Raw genomic sequence first — 21033 nt, 5'->3', positions numbered from 1 at the left:
AAAGCCCCCTCCCCTTCAGGCGCTAGACGCGACTTCGTGCTCCCTTGGCCTGCGGCCAAAGTGAGGGCGCAAAACGCGCATCCTTTCCCCGACCTGCAACAATCCGTTGTGCGCGATCGTCAGGCCGAGCTCCCGGCCGGCATGCGATCCTGCCGGCCTTTCGAACCGGAGCAGACGCCAATGACCGCCACCGTCATCGAACCGCGCGTGCACGACCTGGGCGGTTTCCAGGTCCGCCGCGCCGTGCCCACCCTGCAGGCGCGCAGCGTGGGGCCGTTCGTGTTCGTCGATCACATGGGGCCGGCCGAGTTCGACGCCGGGCACGGCATCGACGTGCGCCCGCATCCGCATATCGGCCTGGCCACGGTCACCTTCCTGTGGGAAGGCGCCATCGGTCACCGCGACACGCTCGGCTCGGACACGGTCATCCGGCCCGGGGACGTGAACTGGATGACCGCCGGCCGCGGCATCGCCCATTCCGAGCGCAGCCCGCAGGCCGAGCGCGTGGACCACGCGCCGCTGCACGGCATGCAGACCTGGGTGGCGCTGCCGAAGTCCGATGAGGAAGTCGCGCCGGAGTTCTACCATCATGCCGCCGCCACCCTGCCGCACTGGGACCAGCATGGCGCGCGCCTGCGCGTGATCGCCGGCCGCGCCTGGGGCCGCGAATCGCCGGTGCGCGTGTACTCGGACACCTTCAACGTCGCCTTGGATCTGGCGCCGGAGGCCGAGCTGGCCATCGACGACAGCGCCGTCGAACGCGCGCTCTACATCCTGGACGGCCAGGCGCAGCTGGACGGAAGCGATGTGCCGATGCGCCACCTGATCGTGCTCGAGCGCGGCACCCGCCCGGTGCTGCGCGCCAAGACGCCGCTGAAGGCCATGCTGGTGGGCGGCGAGCCGCTCGATGGCCCGCGCCATCTGTGGTGGAACTTCGTGTCCAGCTCCAAGGAGCGCATCGAGCAGGCCAAGCAGGACTGGCTGGAGGGTCGCTTCGGCCGCATCGCCGGCGATCCGGAGTTCATCCCCCTGCCGGAACGTTGACGCGGCGCACGTTCGGCAGCGCCGAAGCCTTCGGCCGGACCAACACGCGGGGCCGGGTTTGGCTTATGTTGCAGTGCGATGCCGGCGCGCCCGGCATCGCCCGCACGACGCGTCGACCGGGCGGCCCGCACCAGTGTGCGGGCGCGCAGGGGAGTTCCAAGGGTGCGCAGCACGGCCCGGACGAGGCGTTCGTCTTCCATCCACCGCGCATCGCCCCTGGCGCGATGCGCCCTGCGCATTGGGGATCGTTCGATGAAAGCCTGCCTTGCCTCCGCCGCCTTCCTGCTGCTGTCGCTGGCCGCCGCCGGCGCGTCCGCCCAGTCCACGGCCGGTTGCCCGCAGTTGCCGGCCGGCACCGGGCTGCACTGGGAACGCAGCGGCACCGCCGCGCTGGTGATCTGCAAGGCCCTCGACGCCGCCGGCCAGCAGGCCTTCGGCGTGATGCTGGCCGCCAAGGAGCCGGACAAGCCGGCCGGCGCGCGCGAGGAGAAGACCGAGATCGACGGCCGCAAGGCGCGCTGGTACCACACCCGGATCGCCAATCGCCCCGACGCGCGCAGCCGCATGGCCGTGATCGAGCTGGGCGATGAGCGCTGGGCGCAGGTCTGGATCGATGCCCCCAGCGAGGCCGCGCTGCAGGCGGCGATGGCCACCGTGGGCACCCTGCGCTTCGACCCGGCCTCGATGGCCGACGCCAACACCCGCCGCTGATCCGTCGCCCCGACGACGAAGAGGCCGCCTCGAGGGCGGCCTTTTCGTTTTGCGGCGGCAGCGCAGGCGGCTTTCCGACCGGTTCGCGCTAGAAGCGGCCTTCCTGGAAATCGACGAAGGCCTGCATCAGTTCCTGGCGGGTATTCATGACGAACGGGCCGTGGCGCACCACCGGCTCGCGCAGCGGCCGGCCGGCGACCAGAATCACGCTTGCGCCCTGCGCACCGGCCTGCAGGACCAGCGACTCTCCGCCACCGAGCACCGCCAGCGTGCGGCTGGGCAGTTCGCGCGCGCCCTCGCCCTCGCCCACCGTGATCTCGCCTTCGTAGGCATAGGCGAAGGCGTTGTGGCTTGCGGGCAGGGTGTAGGTCCAGCGCGCGCCGGGCGCCAGCGCGATGTCCAGGTACAGCGGATCGGTCGCCGGCTGCACGATCGGGCCGGTCACCTCGCCGACCGCACCGGCGATCACCTTGACCTCCACGCCCGCGGCCGGCGTGGCCACCGGGATGCGCTCGGGGGCGAATTCCTGGTACTTGGGCGCGGTCATCTTGTCCTTGGCCGGCAGGTTGACCCACAGCTGGAAGCCGCGCATGCGGCCGGATTCCTGCTCGGGCATCTCCGAATGCACCAGGCCGCGCCCGGCGGTCATCCACTGCACGCTGCCCGGGGTGAGCAGGCCTTCGTTGCCATGGTTGTCGCGGTGGCGCATGCGCCCGTCGAGCATGTAGGTCACCGTCTCGAAGCCGCGGTGCGGGTGCTCGGGGAAGCCGGCCAGGTAGTCCTCGGCCTTGTCGGTGCCGAATTCATCCAGCATCAGGAACGGATCCAGATCCGGCAGTTCGGGCGTGCCGATCACGCGGGTCAGCTTGACCCCGGCGCCGTCGGAGGCGGGCATGCCGCGCACGGTACGGACGATGCGGGCCGCATGGGCGGTGTCGTTCATGGCGTTACTCCAGAAGGCTTGCGTCTGGCCAGATGATGGCGACGCCGCGCCGCCGACAGTACCGCCACGCCGCGCAACGATCCATTGCGGTTAGCGACGGCCGGGGCTGGAGCCGTTGAGAAAGATCGTCTTGTGATTCGGGGTCGCGAGGTCTGAGCGTGCTGGCTTCGGAGGGGCAGCGGGCCGGCGGGCGGTGTCCGCTTGTCCCTCAATCAGGGCATCCTGCCCTGATTCGGGCGCTCGGCATCCTGCCTCGCTAGGCGCGGCCACCGCCCGCCGAACCGCTGCCGCGCGCGTCATGTCACAGGACTTCGGTTTAAGCGGTCGTTCGAACCCATCCCTCGCCCGCAACGCGATCAATGGCGGGAAATTATCGACTTGAGGCCCCCTCCCTTTCGCCATAGGCGAAGGGGAGGGACGGGGAGGGGTCGGGGCTTTACCGGGCAAGCCACCGAAGCGAAGAGCAAAAGCACCCCACCCACTCAGTCGCTAGTTCGCGACTACGAGCTCCCCTTCGCCTTCGGCGAAAGGGAGGGGGCAAAGCGCGGCTCGGTCCGCCTTAGATGGCGGACCGAGCTGGGGATCCACGTCCGGCCGGGTCGAGGCTGGTTGGCGAAGTGGTGGCCGGCCACGCATTGGTATCAGCGAGACGCAAGAGAACGGCCATAAAAAACCCCGCCGGAGCGGGGTTCAAGAAAACGGTGCGAGATCGGCTTCTTCAGGTGGCCGGGGTGATGTTGGACGCCTGCGCGCCCTTGGGGCCCTGCGTCACCTCGTAGCTCACGCGCTGGCCTTCCTGCAGGGTGCGGAAGCCTTTGGCGTTGATCGCGGTGTGATGCGCGAAGACATCGGCGCTGCCATCTTCCGGCGCGATGAATCCGAAGCCCTTCGCATCGTTGAACCACTTGACGGTACCGTACGGCATAGCTCTTTGTATCCCCAGATTGGATCGGTGGTGTTGCGCTGCCAGGTAGCCGCGCAATTCCGAGTATGCAAAGACGCGGGGAGCTTGACAATCACCCGCGCGCCAGTTCGCCCACCAACTCCGCCATCCCAGAGGACGCCGCCTCCACATTGGCCAGCACCTCGGCCATGGTGATCTCCTCGCCGGTGCCGCAGCCGGCCGCCCAGTTGGCCACGATCGCCAGGCAGGCGTAGTCCAGGCCCAGCTCGCGCGCCAGGCCGGCCTCGGGCATGCCGGTCATGCCGACCAGGTCGCAGCCGTCGCGCTTCATGCGCGCGATTTCCGCCTTGGTTTCCAGGCGCGGGCCCTGGGTGGCGCCGTAACAGCCGCCGTCGACCACCTTCACCCCCGTCACCCGCGCCGCGGCCAGCACCTTGTGGCGCAGCATCGGCGTGTAGGGATCGCCGAAGTCCACGTGCAGCACCTCGCCGCCCTCCTCGCACAGCGTGGAGATGCGGCCCCAGGTGTAGTCGATGAGCTGGTCCGGGCAGGCCAGCACGCGCGGGCCGAAGCGCTCGGTGATACCGCCGACCGTGTTGAGCGCCAGCACGCGCGTGGCGCCGAGCTGCTTGAGCGCGGCCAGGTTGGCGCGGTAGTTGACCTTGTGCGGCGGCAGCGAATGACCCTCGCCATGCCGCGCCAGGAAGGCCACGCGCCGGCCCAGCACCGTGCCCACCCGCACCGGACCCGAGGGCGCACCGTAGGGCGTGTCGACGTGGCGGGTTTCGACATCGTCCAGCGTGGCCAGCTTGTAGACGCCGGTGCCGCCGATGACGGCCAGGTCGATGTGCTGGCTCACACGTCCTCCTTCATCGCGTAGATGGCCGGCAGGTTGCGCAGGTGCTCGTGCACGTCCATGCCGAAGCCGAACACGTAGCGGTCCGGCACTTCCACACCGACGTAGTCGGCCGAGACCTCGGCCACGGCGCGGTCGTGGCGCTTGACGGTGAGCGCGGCGATGCGCACGTCGGTGGCGCCCTGCTCCAGGCACCACTGGCGCACGGCCAGCAGGGTCAGGCCCTCGTCGAGGATGTCGTCGACCAGCAGCACGCGGCGGCCGTACAGCGCGGTGGCCGGGCGGTGCTTCCACACCAGCTCACCGCCTTCGGTCTCGCCGCGGTAGCGGGTGGCGTGCAGGTAGTCGTACTGCAGGTCCAGGCCGCGCAGGCCCAACTCCAGCGACAGCTGGCCGGCGAAGGGCAGGCCGCCATGCATGATGGTCAGGAACACCGGCACCTCGCCGGCGTAGTCGCGCGCGATGGCGTCGGCCATCGTGGTGATGGCGGCATCGATGGTCGGGCGATCCACCAGCAGGTCGGCGTTGGCCAGGGCCTGGCGGATGGTCGGGGCGGTGTTGGACATCAGGCGGTTCCCTTGGGCAATGACAGGCGCGCGAGCGCGGATTCGTGGCGCGTATCGGCCAGCAGGCCTTCCCACGCGCGCGGGCCGCGGCCGATCAGCCCGATCAGCGCGGCGGTGTTGAGTGAGCGGCCTTCGACGGCGCGCAGCGCCTCGTCGACGACCTCGGGATGGCAGGCCAGCACCACGTCGCAGCCGGCGTCCAGGTGCAGCGCCACGCGCCGGGCGACGCCGCCGGCGGCATGCGCGGCGGCCATGGAGATGTCGTCGGAGAACACCACGCCGCGGAAGCCCAACTCCTCGCGCAGCAGGCGCACCCAGCGCGGCGAATAGCCGGCCGGCTCCGGCGCCACCGCCGGGTAGACCACGTGCGCCATCATCACCGCATCGGCCCCAGCGTCGATGCCGGCGGCGAAGGGCACCAGGTCCTGCGCCTGCAGTTCGTCCAGCGGGCGCGGATCGGTGGCGACATCGACGTGGGTATCCTCCAGCACGGTACCGTGGCCGGGGAAATGCTTGAGCGTGGCGGCCATGTCGGCCGCGTGCATGCCCGCCACGTAGGCGCGGGTGAGCGCGGCCACCACCTGCGGGTCTGCGGCGAAGGCGCGGTCGCCGATGGCGCGGTTGCCACGGCCCAGGTCGACCACCGGAGCGAAGCTCAGGTCCACGCCGCTGGCGCGTACTTGGCTCGCCATCAGCCAGGCGTGCTCGCGCGCGGCTTCCAGCGCACCGGCCGGATCGGTCGCGTACTGCGCGCCGAAGCTGGCCAGCGGCGGCAGCGCGGCGTAGCCGTCGCGGAAGCGCTGCACGCGCCCGCCTTCCTGGTCCACGCAGACCAGCACCGGACGCGGTGCGGCCTCCCGGATCGACGCGCTCAGCGCCGTGACCTGTTCGCGCGAGGCGAAGTTGCGCGCGAACAGGATCACCCCGGCCACCGCATCGTGCTGCAGCCAGTCGCGTTCCCTGGGGGCCAGTTCGGTGCCGGCCAGGCCGATCACGAGCATTGGGTCGAAACTCCGTGGGCCGCGCTTGCGCGGGGGGTCAAGATTGTCGCAGAAGCACAAGTCGGCGGGCGGCATGGGCGCCAGACGCGGGAAGCGGCCCGGTTCAGCCCGCCGTGCTGGAGCTGTGAGGCGCGCGCTCGGCCTCGCTCCACTCCGCATACGGCCGGTCGGCCAGCGCCAGGTTGTAGTAGCGCGGCTGGTCGGTCACTTCCGCGCCGAGCCAGGCCGGGCGTTCGAACGGCTCATCGGCGTGGGCCAGCTCGATCTCGGCCACCACCAGCCCGGCGTTGTCGCCGGCGAACTCATCGATCTCCCACAGGTGCGCGCCGACCTGCACCAGGTGCCGGGTCTTCTCCACGCGCCCGCCCACGCACAGCCGCAGCAGGGCCTGGGCGTCGGCGACCGGGATCGGGTACTCGAACTCCTGGCGCGTATGCCCGACCTGGCGCGACTTGATGTTCAGCGCCGCCGCCTCGCCCTCCAGGCGCACCCGCACCGAGGCCAGCTGCGCGCCCCCGGCCACCACCGACAGGTCGTTGAGATAGCCCTGCGCCATCGGAATGGCGCGATGCGCCGCCGCGCGCCACCCCTCGTTAGCCAGCAGGAACTTGCGTTCGATTTCGATGCCCATGGTGTTGCCTGTGTGTAGGGGAAACAAGTGCGCCCTGCTTTTTCCCCCTCCCTTTCGCGCAGCGAAGGGGAGGGCTGGGGAGGGGTCGCTCTTCGCGGCAAATCAAGAGCAAGAGCAAAAGCACCCCTCCCCCTCAGTCGCTAGTGCGCGACTTCGAGCTCCCCTTTGCGCTTCGCGCAAAAGGGAGGGGGCGAAAGCGACTACCGCTCGAACAACGCGATCGACTCCACATGCGCGGTCTGCGGAAACATGTCCATCGCCCCCGCCGACACCAGCCTGAAGCCGCACTCGTTGACCAGATAGCCCGCATCGCGCGCCAGCGAGCCGGGATGGCAGCTGACGTAGACGATGCGCGAGAACTGTTGCAGCGGCAGCTGCCGCAGCACGTCGATCGCGCCCGAACGCGGCGGATCCAGCAGCAGCTTGTCGAAGCCGGCGCGCATCCACGGCGCATCGCGCTGGTCGGTGGTCAGGTCCGCGGCGAAGAACTGCGCATTGGACAGCCCGTTGCGCTGCGCATTCTCCTGCGCGCGCGCCACCAGCCCGGCCTCGCCTTCCACGCCGACCACCTCGCCCACCAGACGCGCCAGCGGCAGGGTGAAGTTGCCCAGCCCGCAGAACAGGTCCAGCACGCGCTCGCGCGGCTGCGGATCCAGCAGCGCGAAGGCATGCGCGATCATCTTCTCGTTGAGCTTGCCGTTGACCTGGATGAAGTCCAGCGGCCGGAAGGACAGCTCGATGTCCCACGGCGCCAGCCGGAAGGACAGCGGCACCTGCGCCGGCCACAGCGGATGCACGGTGTGGTTGCCGCCCGGCTGCAGGAAGATGGCGAAGTCCTGCTCCTGGGCGAAGGCGGTCAGGATGTCCAGGTCGTCCTGCACCAGCGGCGCCAGGTGGCGCACCACCAGCGCGATGGCCGCATCGCCGGCGATGAACTCGATCTGCGGGATGTCCGCGCGTCCGGCCAGGCGGTCGATGCACTGCGCCAGCGCCTCGATGCGGAAACCGATCTGCGGGATCAGCGTATGGCATTGCCGCAGGTCGGCGACGAAGCGCGGATCCTGCTCGCGGAAGCCCACCAGGGTCTTGTCCTTCTTCTCCACGCGCCGCACCGAGAAGCGGCCCTTGCGCCGGTAGCCCCAGCTGCCTTCGTGCAGCACCGGCAGCACGCTGGCCGGCGCGACGTGGCCGATGCGCGTCAGGTTCTCCAGCAGCGTGTGCTGCTTGTAGGCGATCTGCTTGGTCTCCTCCAGATGCTGCAACACGCAGCCGCCGCAGGTGCCAAAGTGCGGGCAGCGCGGCGTGACGCGGTCGGGCGAGGCGTCGAGCACTTCCAGCGTGCGCGCCTCGTCGAAGTGCTTGCTGCGCGCGGTCTGTTCCACCCGCACCCGCTCGCCCGGCAGCGCGCCGGTGACGAACACGGCCTTGCCCGATTCGCCGGGCACGGTGGGGGGACGGCGGGCCACGCCGCGGCCGTCGTGGCTCAGGTCGTGGATCTCAAGGTCGAACGGGGTCTTGTCGATGCGCGGGGAACGGGCCACGTGGCGATGAGCTGCGTGCGGGGAATCGCGTATTGTCGCAGAAGCGCCGGGGCCGACGCCCGGCGCGGCCCGCCGCCGCGAAAGGAGCCCGCATGGCCGCCACGCCCCACATCCTGCTGGTCGAGGACGACCCCACCACCAGCGAGTTCATGCGCGCCGCGCTCGAAACACTGCCGGCCACCGTGTCCGTCGCCCGCAGCCAGTCCGAGGCGCTCGCGACCGAGGGCCGCTTCGACCTGTGCCTGGTCGATGCCAACCTGCCCGACGGCCGCGGCGATGCCCTGCTGGCCCGTCTGCGCGCGCGCCAGCCGGCGCTGCCGGCGCTGGCGCATACCGCCGACCCCTCGCCCGGCCTGCATGCCGCGCTGTGCGCCTCCGGCTTTGCCGCGGTGGTGGTCAAGCCGGTCGGCGCGGCCTCGCTGCGCCAGGCCGCGCGCGATGCGCTGCAGGCGCGCACCCCGCCGGAGACCGCGGCCATCCGCACCTGCAGCGATGAGGTGCCGGTGTGGGACGACGCTGCGGCGCTGTCGGCGCTGGGCGGCAACCTCGACCATCTGCAGACCCTGCGCGGGCTGTTCCTGCAGGAGCTCGACGCCCAGGCCGCCGCCATCGAGGCCGCCCTGGCCGCCGACGACCTGCCCGGCGCGCACCAGCAGCTGCACCGCCTGCGCGCCAGCAGCGGCTTCGTCGGCGCCGCGCGCCTGCATGCCGCCGCCAAGACCTTGGACGCCAGCCTCCCCGACCGCGCCGCCCAGGCCGAATTCCACGCCGCCTGGCAGCAGACGCGCGCCTGAGCCGCCGCCTGTCGGTAGAGCGGAGCTTGTGGCAATCCCCTCTTGGGGACTCCGCTGCTCTTCGTTCGGTTCTTGGGGAAGTCTCCAGCGGAGCAAGCTCCGCTCTACAGGGGGGCGGCGATCTGATCGGAAGAGGCAGGCGCTCCCACCAGTGTTTCAGGGGGCGTCTTCGCTGGTGGCCGATGGTGTCGACGGCCGCGGCAGCGCGGCCAGCATGTCCCAGGACTTCAGGCCGCGGGCGCCCAGGTGGTGGGCCAGCAGCTGGCGCATCGCCCGGCGCAGGTCGGCCAGGTCGGCCGCCTCGGGCTGGGCATCGGAGGCCAGCGCCAGCAGCGCCCGGCCGCTGGGCGCCGAGGCGCGCTCGCCGCTGCGCTCGCTCAGCAGCCGGCGCGGGCCGTGCTCGGGGTCCAGGCGGTAGCGCGCGGCCGGGTCGACCGGCGCGCCGTCGCCATCGTGATCGAGCACCAGGCCGAAGCCGATCGCCTCGAGCAGGTCGCGCTCGAAGCGGCGCAACGACCACGCCAGCGGCTCGTCGTGGGCCAGGCGCGCGCGCACCCGCGCATAGGCCAGATACAGGTCCGGCAGCGGGTCCTGGCGCGGGGCCAGGCGCAGCACCAGCTCATTGATGTAGAACGCCGCAAGCATGGCATCGCCCTGCAGGCGCGGCGCGGCGTCCAGCGCCTCGGCGCCGGTCAGCCGCCCCAGTTCGCCGCGCAGCTGCGCCTCGAGCCGTATGTGCTGCAGCGGCTGCAGCGCCGCGCGCAGCACCTGCTTCTTCGGCCCCTGCACGCCGCGCGCGACCACGCCCAGCCGGCCATGGCCGGCGCTCAGCACCTCGACCAGCAGACTGGTCTCGCGCCAGGGCCGGGCGTGGAGGATGAAGGCGGGCTGGTCGATGTTCACAGCCGGGACCGGGGACCAGGGACCGGGGACCGGGGAAGAGCGGCGACGCCGTGCGGGCGGCTGTAGCGCTCGAATTCTTGAAAGCGATGCACGAGCGCCGCATCGACGCACCTCCCGGGTCCCCGGTCCCCGGTCCCCGGTCCCGGCTTCATTCGTACCCGAACGCCTTCAGCGCGGTCTCGTCGTCCGACCAGCCCTCGCGCACGCGGACCCAGGTCTCCAGGAAGACCTTGCGGTCGAACAGATGCTCCATCTGCTGGCGCGCCTTGCTGCCGATGTCCTTCAGGCGCGCGCCGCCCTTGCCGATGACGATGGCCTTCTGGCTCTCGCGTTCGACCCAGATCACCGCGCCGATGCGCAGCATGTTGCCGTCCACGGTGAAGTGTTCGATCTCGGTCGTGGTGGCGTACGGCAGCTCGGCGCCGAGCTGGCGCATCAGCTGCTCGCGCACCAGCTCGCCGGCCAGGAAGCGCTCGCTGCGGTCGGTGATCTCGTCCTCGCCGTACATCGGCGGCGCTTCGGGCAGCTGCGCCAGGATGTCGCGCACCAGCGCGTCCAGGCCGCTCTTCTTCAATGCCGAGATCGGGTGCACGGCGGCGAAGCTGCGGCCCTCGCTCACCTGCGCCAGGAACGGCAGCAGCTCGGACTTGTCCTTGAGCCGGTCGACCTTGTTGATCACCAGCACCAGCGGGATCTTGGCGTCGCTGAGCACGTTGTAGGCCAGCGTGTCGGTCTCGTCCCAGCGCCCGGCCTCGATCACCAGCAGGCCGGCATCGACGCCTTCGAGCGCGCCGCGCGCGGCGCGGTTCATGACCCGGCTCATGGCCGAGGCCGAGTACTTGCCCTGCTGCTTGTGCAGGCCGGGCGTATCGACCAGCACGATCTGCCCTTCCGGAAAGGTCGCGATGCCCAGCAGGCGGTGACGCGTGGTCTGCGGCCGGCTGGAGGTGATCGACACCTTGGCGCCGACCAGCGCGTTGGTCAGGGTGGACTTGCCGACGTTGGGACGGCCGATGACCGCAACGCTGCCGCTACGGTGGGGTTGTGGAGTCGTCATGGTAGGGAGCTTAGAGCGTGTCGGGGATGAGTGCGAATGATCGTGACCTCCCCTTGTAGAGCCGAGCTTGCTCGGCTGCTCTTCGTGCAGGCCATGGGGAACGCCCCGATAGCGGAGCGAGCTCCGCTCTACATGAAGCGCGGCCGAAATCTCTAGCAGGTCTATTTGCGCGGCAGCTGGGCGATCACGGCGGCGGCGGCGGCCTGTTCGGCGGCGCGGCGCGAGCCACCCTCGCCTTCGGCCGACAGCACGGGGTCGGTCAGCACGCAGCGCACCTGGAAATGGCGCGCGTGCTCCTCGCCGCTCTCGGAGACCAGCTCATAGCTGGGCAGCGCCTTCTGCCGGCCCTGCAGCCATTCCTGCAGGCGGGTCTTGGGATCTTTCTCCGGCTTGCCGACCGGCAGAGCGGCCAGGGCCGATTCGAACCAAGGCAGCACGCAGGCGCGGCAGGCCTCGAAGCCGGCGTCCAGGTAGATCGCGGCCACGACCGCCTCCAGCGCATCGGCCAGGATCGAATCGCGGCGATGCCCGCCGGACTTCAGCTCGCCCGGACCCAGGGTCAGGCGCGCGCCCAGATCGAGTTCGCGCGCCAGGGTCGCCAGCGAGCCTTCGCGCACCAGCTCGGCGCGCGCGCGGGTCAGCGCGCCCTCGTCGGCCTTGGGCCAGCGCTGGAACAGCGCTTCGGCGATCAGCAGGTTGACGATGCTGTCGCCGAGGAATTCCAGCCGTTCGTTGTGGACCGCGCCGGCGCTGCGATGGGTCAGCGCCTGGGCCAGCAGCTGCGGTTCGGTGAAGACATGACCGATGCCCGCACCGCCGGCCGTCGGCTCAGCCTTCGCCACCACCGCTCCGCACGATGTCCTGGGAGGTCTCGAACTTGCCGACCACGTCCAGGTTGCCGATCATCGGCCGGCGCACTTCGTACTGCACGTGCAGGTTCCAGCCGTTGTTGATTCGCTTGAACTTCACGTTCTCCGGCTTGACGTTCTCGGAGTAGTTGATGTCCAGGCGACGGAAGAACAGGTCCTGCAGCCGCGCCGGATCCATGTCGGCCGAGCCGGACTGCTCGGACAGGCCCTTGGCCGCGGCCTTGACCGAATAGAACTCCTGATACATCGGGAACAGCTTCATGCCGATATAGGCGGCGAATCCGACCACCGCCAGCGTGATCACAAAACCGATCAGCGTCATGCCGCTCTGGTTGCGCTTCATGTCCTTCCCCTCACCCCTGTGGAACCGCGTCACTCGATCCGGGTCCCGATGCGGGAGGGATCGAACCCGTTCTTGCAGAACCAGCCCTCGCAGTTGAGCCAGATCACGAACGCCTTGCCGCGCAGGTTGGACTCGGGCAGGAAGTGCGTGTCAGGCCACAGGCGGCTGTCCTCGCTATTATCACGATTGTCGCCCATCACGAAATAGTGCCCCGGCGGCACCTTCCAGGTGCCCTCGCCGACGTAGTGACCCAGGTCTTCGTAGATGGTGTGGGTCTTGCCCGGCAGGTCTTCCTGCAGCAGGGTCACCCGGTCGCTGCCCGGCGGCAGGCCGCGGCCGGTATAGGTGCCCAGCGGCTTGTACTGCACCGGCACGCCATTGATCGCCAGCGTGTTGCCGGAGAAGGTGACGGTGTCGCCCGGCAGGCCGATGATGCGCTTGACCCAGTTGTTCTCCGGATCCATCGGCGGCTTGAACACCACCACGTCGCCGCGCTTGGGCTCGCCCAGCGGCAGGAACTTGGTGTTGGTGATCGGCAGACGCAGGCCGTAGGAGAACTTGTTGACCAGGATGAAGTCGCCGATCAGCAGGTTGGGCATCATCGAGGCCGACGGGATCTTGAACGGCTCGGCCACGAAGCTGCGCAGGATCAGCACGATCGCCAGCACCGGGAAGAACGCCTTGGAGTAATCCACCAGCACCGGCTCTTCGTCCAGCAGGCCGGCCTTGGCGGCGCGGCGCTTGGCCAGAAACAGCTTGTCCAGCAGCCAGATGAAGCCGGTCAGCAGGGTGAGCACGACCAGGATTGTTTCGAACCAGACCATCGCTTGTCCTTATCGCGCGATGCGGCGGGCATCGCGCGTACTTGCACAAAACTAGGGCGGGCCATGCGACCCGCCCCGCCTGCAGCCGGCGCCAGGGCCGGCCTGCCTCTTACTTGCTGTCCACCTGCAGCACGGCCAGGAAGGCCTCCTGCGGGATCTCCACGCGGCCGACCTGCTTCATGCGCTTCTTGCCTTCCTTCTGCTTTTCCAAAAGCTTCTTCTTGCGCGTGATGTCGCCACCATAGCACTTGGCCAGCACGTTCTTGCGCATGGCCTTGACCGTCGAACGGGCGATGATCTGCGCGCCGACGGCGGCCTGGATGGCCACGTCGAACATCTGCCGCGGGATCAGTTCCTTCATCTTCTCGCACAGCTCGCGGCCGCGGCGATCGGCCTGGCTGCGGTGCACGATCAGGCTCAGCGCGTCGACCTTGTCGCCGTTGATCAGCGTGTCCAGGCGCACGAACGGGCCGGCCTGGAAGCGCAGGAACGAATAGTCCAGCGAGGCATAGCCGCGCGAGACCGACTTGAGCTTGTCGAAGAAGTCCAGCACCACCTCGGCCATCGGCAGCTCGTAGCTGATCTGCACCTGGCTCGCCAGGTACTGGATGCCGATCTGCACGCCGCGCTTTTCCTCGCACAGCTTGATGATGTTGCCGATATAGGCTTCCGGCGTGAGGATGTTGGCGCGGATGATCGGCTCGCGCACTTCCTCGATCAGGTTGGACTGCGGCAGCTTGGCCGGGTTGTCCAACGAGACGATGCTGCCGTCGGTCTTGAGCACCTCGTAGACCACCGTCGGCGCGGTGCTGATCAGGTCCAGGTCGTACTCGCGCTCCAGGCGCTCCTGCACGATTTCCATGTGCAGCATGCCCAGGAAGCCGCAGCGGAAGCCGAAGCCCATCGCCTCGGAGCTTTCCGGTTCGAAGCGCAACGCCGCATCGTTCAGGCGCAGCTTCTCCAGCGCCTCGCGCAGGGCCGGATAGTCCTCGGCATTGGTCGGGAACAGGCCGGCGAACACGCGCGGCTGCATCTCCTGGAAGCCCGGCAGCGGCTTGGGGGCGGGGTCCGAGGCCAGGGTCAGCGTGTCGCCGACCGGCGCGCCGTGCACGTCCTTGATCGAGGCGGTGATCCAGCCCACCTCGCCGGCGCCCAGCTTGGGCAGCTCCTTGCGCTTGGGCGTGAACACGCCGACCTTGTCCACCTCGTGGGTGCGGCCGGTGGACATCACCAGGATCTTGGACTTCGGGCCGATCTCGCCCTGCATCACGCGCACCAGCGAGACCACGCCCAGGTAGTTGTCGAACCACGAGTCGATGATCAGCGCCTGCAGCTTGTCGGTGTCGCGCGGCTGCGGCGGCGGGATGCGGTGGACGATGGCCTCCAGCACCTGCTCGACGTTCAGGCCGGTCTTGGCGCTGACCGCGACCGCGTCGGTGGCGTCGATGCCGATCACCGCCTCGATCTCGGCCTTGGCCTTCTCGATATCGGCGGTGGGCAGGTCGATCTTGTTGAGCACCGGCACCACTTCCAGGCCCTGCTCGACGGCGGTGTAGCAGTTGGCCACCGACTGGGCTTCCACGCCCTGGGCGGCATCGACCACCAGCAGCGCGCCCTCGCACGCGGCCAGCGAGCGGCTGACCTCGTAGGAGAAGTCCACGTGGCCGGGGGTGTCGATGAAGTTCAGCTGGTAGGTCTGGCCGTCGGCCGCCTTGTACGGCAGCGAGACGGACTGGGCCTTGATGGTGATGCCGCGCTCGCGCTCGATCGGGTTCGAGTCGAGCACCTGGGCCTCCATCTCACGGGCCTGCAGACCGCCGCACAGCTGGATGATGCGGTCGGCCAGGGTGGATTTGCCGTGGTCGACGTGGGCGATGATCGAGAAATTGCGGATGTTCCGCATCGAAGCGGGCGTTTCAGGCGGCATGGGGGCGGCGGGCGGGGGCCGTCGAAGGGCAAACGGAGATTATCGCATGGCCGCCGCCGCCCCGCCGTCCGGCCCCGGCACCGGGATCGCCCGGCGCCAGGACCGGGGCGCGCTCAGCGCGCGCCGCCGACGGTGACCGCGACGAACTGGCGCACGCCGCTGCGGCCGCTCTCGACCAGCAGCATCAGCACGTCGCCCTTCTTCAGGCCGGCGGTGGCCTTGTTGAAGTCCTCCAGGCTGCCGATGTCGCGGCGGTTGGCCTGGACGATGGTCAGCCCCGGCTCCAGGCCGGTGTCCTGGCTGACCGCCGGGCTGACACCCACGATCACGACCTTGCCGCGCCCGTCGGCCTGCACCGAGAAGCCCAGCTCCTTGGCCGTCAGGGCCGGGGAGGCGCTGCTGCCGCCCTCCTCGTCCTGGGCGCCGGCACCACCGCGGCCGCCCATGGCCAGCTTCGGGTCCAGCTCGGTCAAGGTGACGTCGACCTTGCGCGGCGAACCGTCGCGGATGACCGTCAGGGTGACCTTGGTGCCCGGCGGCAGCGGCGCCACGCGCGAGGGCAGATCGGAGTAGTCGGTGATCTTGGCGCCGTTGAACTCGGTGATCACGTCCATCGGCTTGAGGCCGGCCTTGGCCGCGCCGCTGCCCGGGGTCACCTGGGTCACCAGCACGCCGTTGGTATCGGGCAGCTTGAGCGTCTTGGCCATCGCCTCGCTGATGCGCTGGTTCATGCTCACGCCCAGCATGGCGCGGCTGACCTTGCCAGTCTTCTTCAGCTGGTCGGCGGCGCTGACGGCCAGGTCGATCGGGATCGCGAAGCTGATGCCCATGTAGCCGCCGGACTGGGAGAAGATCTGCGAATTGATGCCGACCACCTCACCGGAGGTGTTGAGCAGCGGGCCGCCGGAATTGCCCGGGTTGATCGCCACGTCGGTCTGGATGAAGCGCACGTAGTTGCTGCCGCCCATCCCGGCCTGGGTGCGGCCGGTGGCGCTGACCACGCCGGCGGTCACCGAATGATCCAGGCCGAACGGCGAGCCCATGGCCACCACCCACTGGCCGGGCTTGAGGTTGTTGGACTCGCCCATGCGCAGCGACGGCAGGCCGGTGGCGTCGATCTTCAGCAGCGCCACGTCGTAGCCCTGGTCGGCGCCGACCACCTTGGCCTTGAACTCGCGGCCATCCGAAAGCTTGACCTTGACGTTCTTGGAGCCGTCGACCACGTGGTTGTTGGTCAGGATGTAGCCGTCGGGCGAGATGATGAAGCCCGAGCCCATCGACTCGCCGCGCGGACGGCCGCCGCCGCCGCCGCGACCGGGCCCCGGAATCTGCATGCCGGGGCCGAAGATCTGGCGGAAGATTTCCGGGATCTGCGACTGGTCCATGCCCTGGTCGTCGTCATCGTCCTGGGTGATCTGATCATCGGCGCTGCTGCTGTCGTCGCCGATGGTGGCATCGACATTGACCACGCCCGGGGCGACCTGCTCGACCAGCTTGGTGAAGTCCGGCAGGCCGGTGACGATCTGCGGCGCGCTGCTCTGGGCGATGGTGGGCGCCACTGCGGCGGCGCCGCTGCCGCCCTGCTGCGCGCAGGCGGACAGCGGGACGGTGAGGGAAACCAGGCCGATCAGGCCCATGCGGAGACGTGGATTCATCGACTGCTCGCCTTTTGCGTCGGAAGAAGAAGTGGGGATGAGGCGGCAGCCCAGCGCGGGCCGCCGCCGGACTTACGGCTGCGCCGGGGTTGTCTGCGCCGGGGACGCCGGCTCTGCCACCGGCAGGCGCGGCTGGAACGGGTAGTACGAGCTCTGCTCGCCGGGCGCGTAACCGGTGGCGTAGGCGCCGTTGCCGCGCAGCTGGGACAGGCTGGAGCGCGGCCACGGCCGCGCCGCCGGCTGGCCCAGGCGGGTGCCGGCGAACGGATCCTGCGAGCCGGCCGCAATGGGCGGTGCCGGCGCGTTCACCGCGGCCAGGGCCTGTTGGGTGATCGCCGCGGTCGCCCGGGCGGCCTGCTGGTTGCGCGTGGCGCTGCCCCGGCGGCTGTCCTCGGCCCGGCGCGGCAGGCTGGCCACGGCCATGCCCGAGGCGAGCAGCGCCGATCCGGCCGCGGTCGAGGCGTCGGCGGGGGCCGGCATGGCGGGCGAAGGCCCTGGCGCGCTCGCGCTGGCCAGCGCCGGCGTTTCAGGCGAGGCCGAAGGCCGGCCGCTCTGCTGCCCGGCCATGAAGACCGCCACCAGCGCCACGGCGGCGGCGACCGCACCGCCGCCCCAGCGCAGCACGCGCCCGCCGCGGGCCGGGGCCTGGTTCGCGGCCGGCTGCACCGGCTGGGCCGCGATGGCGGCGGCCACCCGCTCGGCGAAGCCGTGCGGCGCCGGCGCCTGGGCCTGGCCGCGCAGCACGTCGCCGCACAGCTGCCAGCGCTCCCAGGTCGCGGCCAGGGACTCGTCGTCGGCCATGCGCTTCATCAGGAAGCGCGCCTGGTCGGGGGCCAGCGCGCCGTCCATCAGCGCGGACATCTGCTGGCGGTAATGCTGCTGGAACTTGTCGTCGATCATCGTTTCTGCTCCCGGGTGGCGCTGCCGGTGTCCAGCAGCGGCCGCAGCTCGGCATCGATGGCGTCGCGGGCGCGGAAGATGCGCGAGCGCACCGTGCCGATCGGACAGCCCATCTTCGTGGCGATCTCCTCGTAGCTCAGGCCCTCGACCTCGCGCAGGGTGATGGCCGTGCGCAACTCCTCGGGCAATGCATCGACCGCGCGCATCACCGACTGCTCCAGCTGCTGGCGCATCAGTTCGCGCTCGGGCGTGTCGGTGTCGCGCAGCCGCGCGCCGGCGTCGTACTGCTCGGCGTCGGCGGCGTCCACATCGTCGGTGGGCGGGCGTCGGTTGTGGGCGACCAGATGGTTCTTGGCGGTATTCACGGCGATCCTGTGCAGCCACGTATAGAACTGCGCGTCACCACGGAAATTCCCCAGCGCGCGATAGGCCCGCATGAAGGTTTCCTGCGCCACGTCCTGGCACTCGCTCCAGTCGTGCACGTAGCGACCGATCAGCGCCAGGATCCGATGCTGGTACTTGCGCACCAGCAGATCGAAGGCGGCGCTGTCTCCGCGCTGGACGCGCTTGACCAGCTCGAGATCCAGCTCGATGGGTGGATCAGCGTCGCGCATGCCGGGCCGCACGGAAGTGGGCGTCGTCATGAGCCGGATCCTGAGACCGCGGCGACGCAAAAAAGTTCACCGGCGGCATGGCAGTCCTGCTGCAAGGGGTTCGGAGCGGAAAAATAACGCATCGCGCGTGGCAGGCCTGTCGGCGGTGGAGCCTCGAACGTGGGGATTTGACGCGACCCAGACAAGCTCCCGATCATAACGGTCTTCCCATACTGCAACGGATGGTCCCGCTCATGGCAGCCAGCTTCGATGGGCTTCGATTCAGTCACTGGCGCACGGAGAGCCGTCCGGAAGGTGTGGTCGTCCTGTGGCTGGACCGTCAGGATGCCTCGGTCAACGCCTTCTCGCAGGACGTGCTGATCGAGCTGGGCGACATCATCGAACGCCTGGCCATCGACCCGCCCAAGGGCGTGGTGGTCGCCTCGGCCAAGGCCAGCGGCTTCATCGCCGGCGCCGATCTGAAGGAGTTCCAGGAGTTCGACCGCCGCGGCACGGTCAACGACGCGATCCGGCGTGGCCAGATGGTGTTCCAGAAGCTGTCCGAACTGCCCTGCCCGACCGTGGCGGCCATCCATGGCTTCTGCATGGGCGGCGGCACCGAGATCTCGCTGGCCTGCCGCTATCGCGTGGCGTCCAACGATGCGTCCACGCGCATCGGCCTGCCCGAGACCAAGCTCGGCATCTTCCCCGGCTGGGGCGGCAGTGCGCGCCTGCCGCGCCTGATCGGCGCGCCGGCGGCGATGGACCTGATGCTCACCGGCCGCACCGTCTCGGCCAGCGCCGCGCGCGGCCTGGGCCTGGTGGACAAGGTCGTGGACAAGGCGGTGCTGATCGATACCGCCGTGTCGCTGGCGCTCAAGGGCACGGTGCGCCCGTTGAAGCAGCGCGCCACCGCGTGGGCCACCAACACCTGGCCGGCGCGCAAGCTGCTGGCGCCGCAGATGGCCAAGCAGGTCGCGCGCAAGGCGCGCAAGGACCAGTATCCGGCGCCATACGCGCTGATCAACGTGTGGGAGCGCAGCGGCGGCCAGGGCATCGGCGCACGCCTGGATGCCGAACGCCGCGCGGTGGTCAAGCTGGCCGGCACGCCGACCGCGCGCAACCTGATCCGCATCTTCTTTCTCACCGAACGCCTCAAGGGCCTGGGGGGCAAGGAGCATGGCATCAAGCATGTGCATGTGGTGGGCGCCGGCGTGATGGGCGGCGATATCGCCGCCTGGTCGGCCTACAAGGGCTTCGAGGTCACCCTGCAGGATCGCGAGCAGCGCTTCATCGACCCGGCCATGACCCGCGCCCAGGCGCTGTTCGAGAAGAAGGTCAAGGACCCGGCCAAGCGTCCGGCCGTGGCCGCGCGCCTGAAGGCCGACCTGGCCGGCGCGGGTGTGGCCAGCGCGGACCTGGTGATCGAAGCCATCATCGAGAACCCGGAAGCCAAGCGCGCGCTGTACGAGACCCTGGAACCCAACCTCAAGCCCGACGCGCTGCTGACCACCAACACCTCCTCGATCCCGCTGGTCGAACTGCGCGAGCACATCGACAAGCCGGCGCAGTTCGGTGGCCTGCACTATTTCAATCCGGTGGCGATGATGCCGCTGGTGGAGATCGTCCAGCACGACACCATCGCGCCGGAGACCGTGCAGCGCCTGGCCGCGTTCTGCAAGGCGCTGGACAAGTTCCCGGTGCCGGTGGCCGGCACGCCGGGCTTCCTGGTCAACCGCGTGCTGTTCCCGTACATGCTCGAGGCGGCCAACGCCTACGCCGAAGGCATCCCCGGCCCGGTGATCGACAAGGCGGCGGTGAAGTTCGGCATGCCGATGGGCCCGATCGAACTGATCGACACCGTCGGCCTGGACGTGGCCGCCGGCGTGGGCAAGGAGCTTTCGCCCTTCCTCGGCCTGCAGGTGCCGGCGGCGCTGGCCACGGTCGAGCCGGACAAGCGCGGCAAGAAGGACGGCCAGGGCCTGTACAAGTGGGAGAACGGGCGCGCGGTCAAACCCGAAGTACCCAAGGACTACCAGGCCCCGGCCGATCTGGAGGATCGCCTGATCCTGCCGCTGCTCAACGAGGCGGTGGCCTGCCTGCACGACGGCGTGGTGGCCGATGCCGATCTGCTGGATGCCGGCGTGATCTTCGGCACCGGCTTCGCGCCTTTCCGCGGCGGTCCGATCCAGCACATCCGTGCCGCCGGCGCCGATGCCCTGCTGGAACGCCTGCGCGCCCTGCAGGCCCGCCACGGCGATCGCTTCGCCCCGCGCCCGGGCTGGGACAACCCCGTGCTGCGCGAGCCGGTGGCGTAAGCCGCTGCGGCTGTGATTGCCCTAGCCCGGCACTGTGCCGGGTAGGAACGACCTGCAAATTCGTTATTCCCGCGAACGCGGGAAGTGCCTCTTGGCAGACGCATGTCTGATCATTCAGGGGCTCTGACGCTCGGTGCGAAAGCCACTGGGTTCCCGCCTTCGCGGGAACGACGATAGAGGTTCTGCCCGTGGCCTCGAGTTCAGCGCGGCCGGCAAGACGCGCAGTAAAGCGGATCCGTGCCTGCCCAGGCGGCTTCGCACGCAACCCCAAGGTCGAGCATCCACCCCAGCGCTGCCGCCCGGCGGCGCGTTGCGGCATCATGGCGCCTCAGTCCTGACGAAAGACCGCGAGCCGATCGCCATGTTCAATCTGTCCCCACCGACCTCCGGCATGTTCTTCCTCTCGCTGCTGCTCGGCGGCCTGGGCGTGGCGGCCAAGCTGCACTACATCCCGGCGCTGGTGCCGTACGCGTTCTGGCTGGTCTGCGCCGGGCTGGTCGTGCTGCTGATCGGCAACCTGTTCAAGGGGCTGTAGAACAACACAGCGTAGAGCGGAGCTTGCTCCGCTGGGGCTTCCAGACGATCTGGCTGAAGTGCAGCGGAGCAAGCTCCGCTCTACAAGTAGGCCGCGATGCGATGTGAGGCAGGCGCTC

The 21033-nt window shown here is 69.6% G+C and carries 21 protein-coding genes; 5 read left to right on the top strand and 16 right to left on the bottom strand.

What is annotated here, in order from left to right:
• Window positions 1-180 precede the first annotated feature (180 nt).
• Both MWN52_RS06565 and MWN52_RS06560 read left to right on the top strand, forming a co-directional pair.
• Window positions 181-1044: a pirin family protein gene (locus tag MWN52_RS06565; protein WP_130523543.1), complete on the top strand. Its 864-nt coding sequence runs from the start codon at window positions 181-183 to the stop codon at window positions 1042-1044.
• A 252-nt stretch (window positions 1045-1296) separates the two neighbouring features.
• Window positions 1297-1755, top strand: coding sequence for a hypothetical protein (locus MWN52_RS06560; RefSeq protein ID WP_286577125.1), 459 nt, complete (start codon window positions 1297-1299; stop codon window positions 1753-1755).
• 88 nt (window positions 1756-1843) lie between these two features.
• Here the strand turns inward: MWN52_RS06560 and MWN52_RS06555 are convergent, their stop codons facing one another.
• The 7 genes from MWN52_RS06555 to rlmD form a co-directional block, all read right to left on the bottom strand.
• Window positions 1844-2698, bottom strand: a complete 855-nt coding sequence (locus MWN52_RS06555; protein ID WP_286577123.1) for a pirin family protein — start codon at window positions 2696-2698, stop codon at window positions 1844-1846.
• Between the two features lie 718 nt (window positions 2699-3416).
• Window positions 3417-3623, bottom strand: a complete 207-nt coding sequence (locus MWN52_RS06550; protein WP_130520125.1) for a cold-shock protein — start codon at window positions 3621-3623, stop codon at window positions 3417-3419.
• A 91-nt stretch (window positions 3624-3714) separates the two neighbouring features.
• Entirely contained in the window at window positions 3715-4461 is a 747-nt protein-coding gene (locus MWN52_RS06545; RefSeq protein WP_286577122.1) for an S-methyl-5'-thioinosine phosphorylase, read from the bottom strand.
• Window positions 4458-5024, bottom strand: coding sequence for a hypoxanthine-guanine phosphoribosyltransferase (locus MWN52_RS06540; RefSeq protein WP_130520121.1), 567 nt, complete (start codon window positions 5022-5024; stop codon window positions 4458-4460). The genes MWN52_RS06545 and MWN52_RS06540 overlap by 4 nt, the downstream gene beginning before the upstream one ends.
• Complete coding sequence (nagZ, locus tag MWN52_RS06535) at window positions 5024-6025, bottom strand: beta-N-acetylhexosaminidase (protein WP_130529257.1); 1002 nt, start codon at window positions 6023-6025, stop codon at window positions 5024-5026. The genes MWN52_RS06540 and nagZ overlap by 1 nt, the downstream gene beginning before the upstream one ends.
• 103 nt (window positions 6026-6128) lie before the next feature.
• Window positions 6129-6656, bottom strand: a complete 528-nt coding sequence (locus MWN52_RS06530; protein ID WP_286577121.1) for a CYTH domain-containing protein — start codon at window positions 6654-6656, stop codon at window positions 6129-6131.
• Between the two features lie 200 nt (window positions 6657-6856).
• Window positions 6857-8197 (bottom strand): 23S rRNA (uracil(1939)-C(5))-methyltransferase RlmD, encoded by a 1341-nt coding sequence (gene rlmD / locus MWN52_RS06525; RefSeq protein ID WP_286577120.1) that lies wholly within the window; start codon window positions 8195-8197, stop codon window positions 6857-6859.
• 92 nt (window positions 8198-8289) lie between these two features.
• Between rlmD and MWN52_RS06520 the strand changes: the two genes are divergently transcribed.
• Window positions 8290-8991: a response regulator gene (locus MWN52_RS06520; protein WP_286577119.1), complete on the top strand. Its 702-nt coding sequence runs from the start codon at window positions 8290-8292 to the stop codon at window positions 8989-8991.
• A gap of 156 nt (window positions 8992-9147) precedes the next feature.
• Here the strand turns inward: MWN52_RS06520 and recO are convergent, their stop codons facing one another.
• The 9 genes from recO to rpoE form a co-directional block, all read right to left on the bottom strand.
• Window positions 9148-9894, bottom strand: coding sequence for a DNA repair protein RecO (recO, locus tag MWN52_RS06515; RefSeq protein ID WP_286577118.1), 747 nt, complete (start codon window positions 9892-9894; stop codon window positions 9148-9150).
• Window positions 9895-10042: 148 nt separating this feature from the next.
• On the bottom strand, window positions 10043-10951 hold the full coding sequence (gene era, locus MWN52_RS06510; protein ID WP_286577117.1) for a GTPase Era: 909 nt from the start codon (window positions 10949-10951) through the stop codon (window positions 10043-10045).
• Window positions 10952-11112: 161 nt separating this feature from the next.
• A complete protein-coding gene (rnc, locus tag MWN52_RS06505) occupies window positions 11113-11793 on the bottom strand; it encodes a ribonuclease III (protein ID WP_286577115.1) in 681 nt (226 codons plus the stop codon).
• A complete protein-coding gene (locus MWN52_RS06500) occupies window positions 11780-12163 on the bottom strand; it encodes a DUF4845 domain-containing protein (protein WP_130520107.1) in 384 nt (127 codons plus the stop codon). The genes rnc and MWN52_RS06500 overlap by 14 nt, the downstream gene beginning before the upstream one ends.
• A 29-nt stretch (window positions 12164-12192) precedes the next feature.
• Complete coding sequence (gene lepB, locus MWN52_RS06495; RefSeq protein WP_286577113.1) at window positions 12193-12987, bottom strand: signal peptidase I; 795 nt, start codon at window positions 12985-12987, stop codon at window positions 12193-12195.
• 109 nt (window positions 12988-13096) lie between these two features.
• Entirely contained in the window at window positions 13097-14890 is a 1794-nt protein-coding gene (gene lepA, locus MWN52_RS06490) for a translation elongation factor 4 (protein ID WP_286577112.1), read from the bottom strand.
• Window positions 14891-15027: 137 nt separating this feature from the next.
• Window positions 15028-16569, bottom strand: a complete 1542-nt coding sequence (locus MWN52_RS06485) for a Do family serine endopeptidase (protein WP_286577110.1) — start codon at window positions 16567-16569, stop codon at window positions 15028-15030.
• Window positions 16570-16641: 72 nt separating this feature from the next.
• Complete coding sequence (locus tag MWN52_RS06480; RefSeq protein ID WP_286577109.1) at window positions 16642-17469, bottom strand: RseA family anti-sigma factor; 828 nt, start codon at window positions 17467-17469, stop codon at window positions 16642-16644.
• Window positions 17466-18083 carry an RNA polymerase sigma factor RpoE gene (rpoE, locus tag MWN52_RS06475; protein WP_130520214.1) on the bottom strand — a complete coding sequence of 206 codons (618 nt, stop codon included), beginning with the start codon at window positions 18081-18083 and terminating at the stop codon, window positions 17466-17468. Before rpoE ends, MWN52_RS06480 begins: the two co-directional genes overlap by 4 nt.
• Window positions 18084-18316: 233 nt before the next feature.
• Between rpoE and MWN52_RS06470 the strand changes: the two genes are divergently transcribed.
• The gene (locus MWN52_RS06470) at window positions 18317-20380 is read left to right on the top strand and encodes a 3-hydroxyacyl-CoA dehydrogenase NAD-binding domain-containing protein (RefSeq protein WP_286577108.1); all 2064 of its coding nucleotides are present in this window, start codon (window positions 18317-18319) and stop codon (window positions 20378-20380) included.
• Between the two features lie 361 nt (window positions 20381-20741).
• A complete protein-coding gene (locus tag MWN52_RS06465) occupies window positions 20742-20915 on the top strand; it encodes a hypothetical protein (RefSeq protein ID WP_165394575.1) in 174 nt (57 codons plus the stop codon).
• Window positions 20916-21033: the final 118 nt, after the last annotated feature.

The organism is Pseudoxanthomonas winnipegensis (assembly GCF_030322905.1).
GTDB lineage: Bacteria > Pseudomonadota > Gammaproteobacteria > Xanthomonadales > Xanthomonadaceae > Pseudoxanthomonas_A > Pseudoxanthomonas_A winnipegensis.
This window is presented reverse-complemented; position numbering and strand designations above follow the sequence as displayed.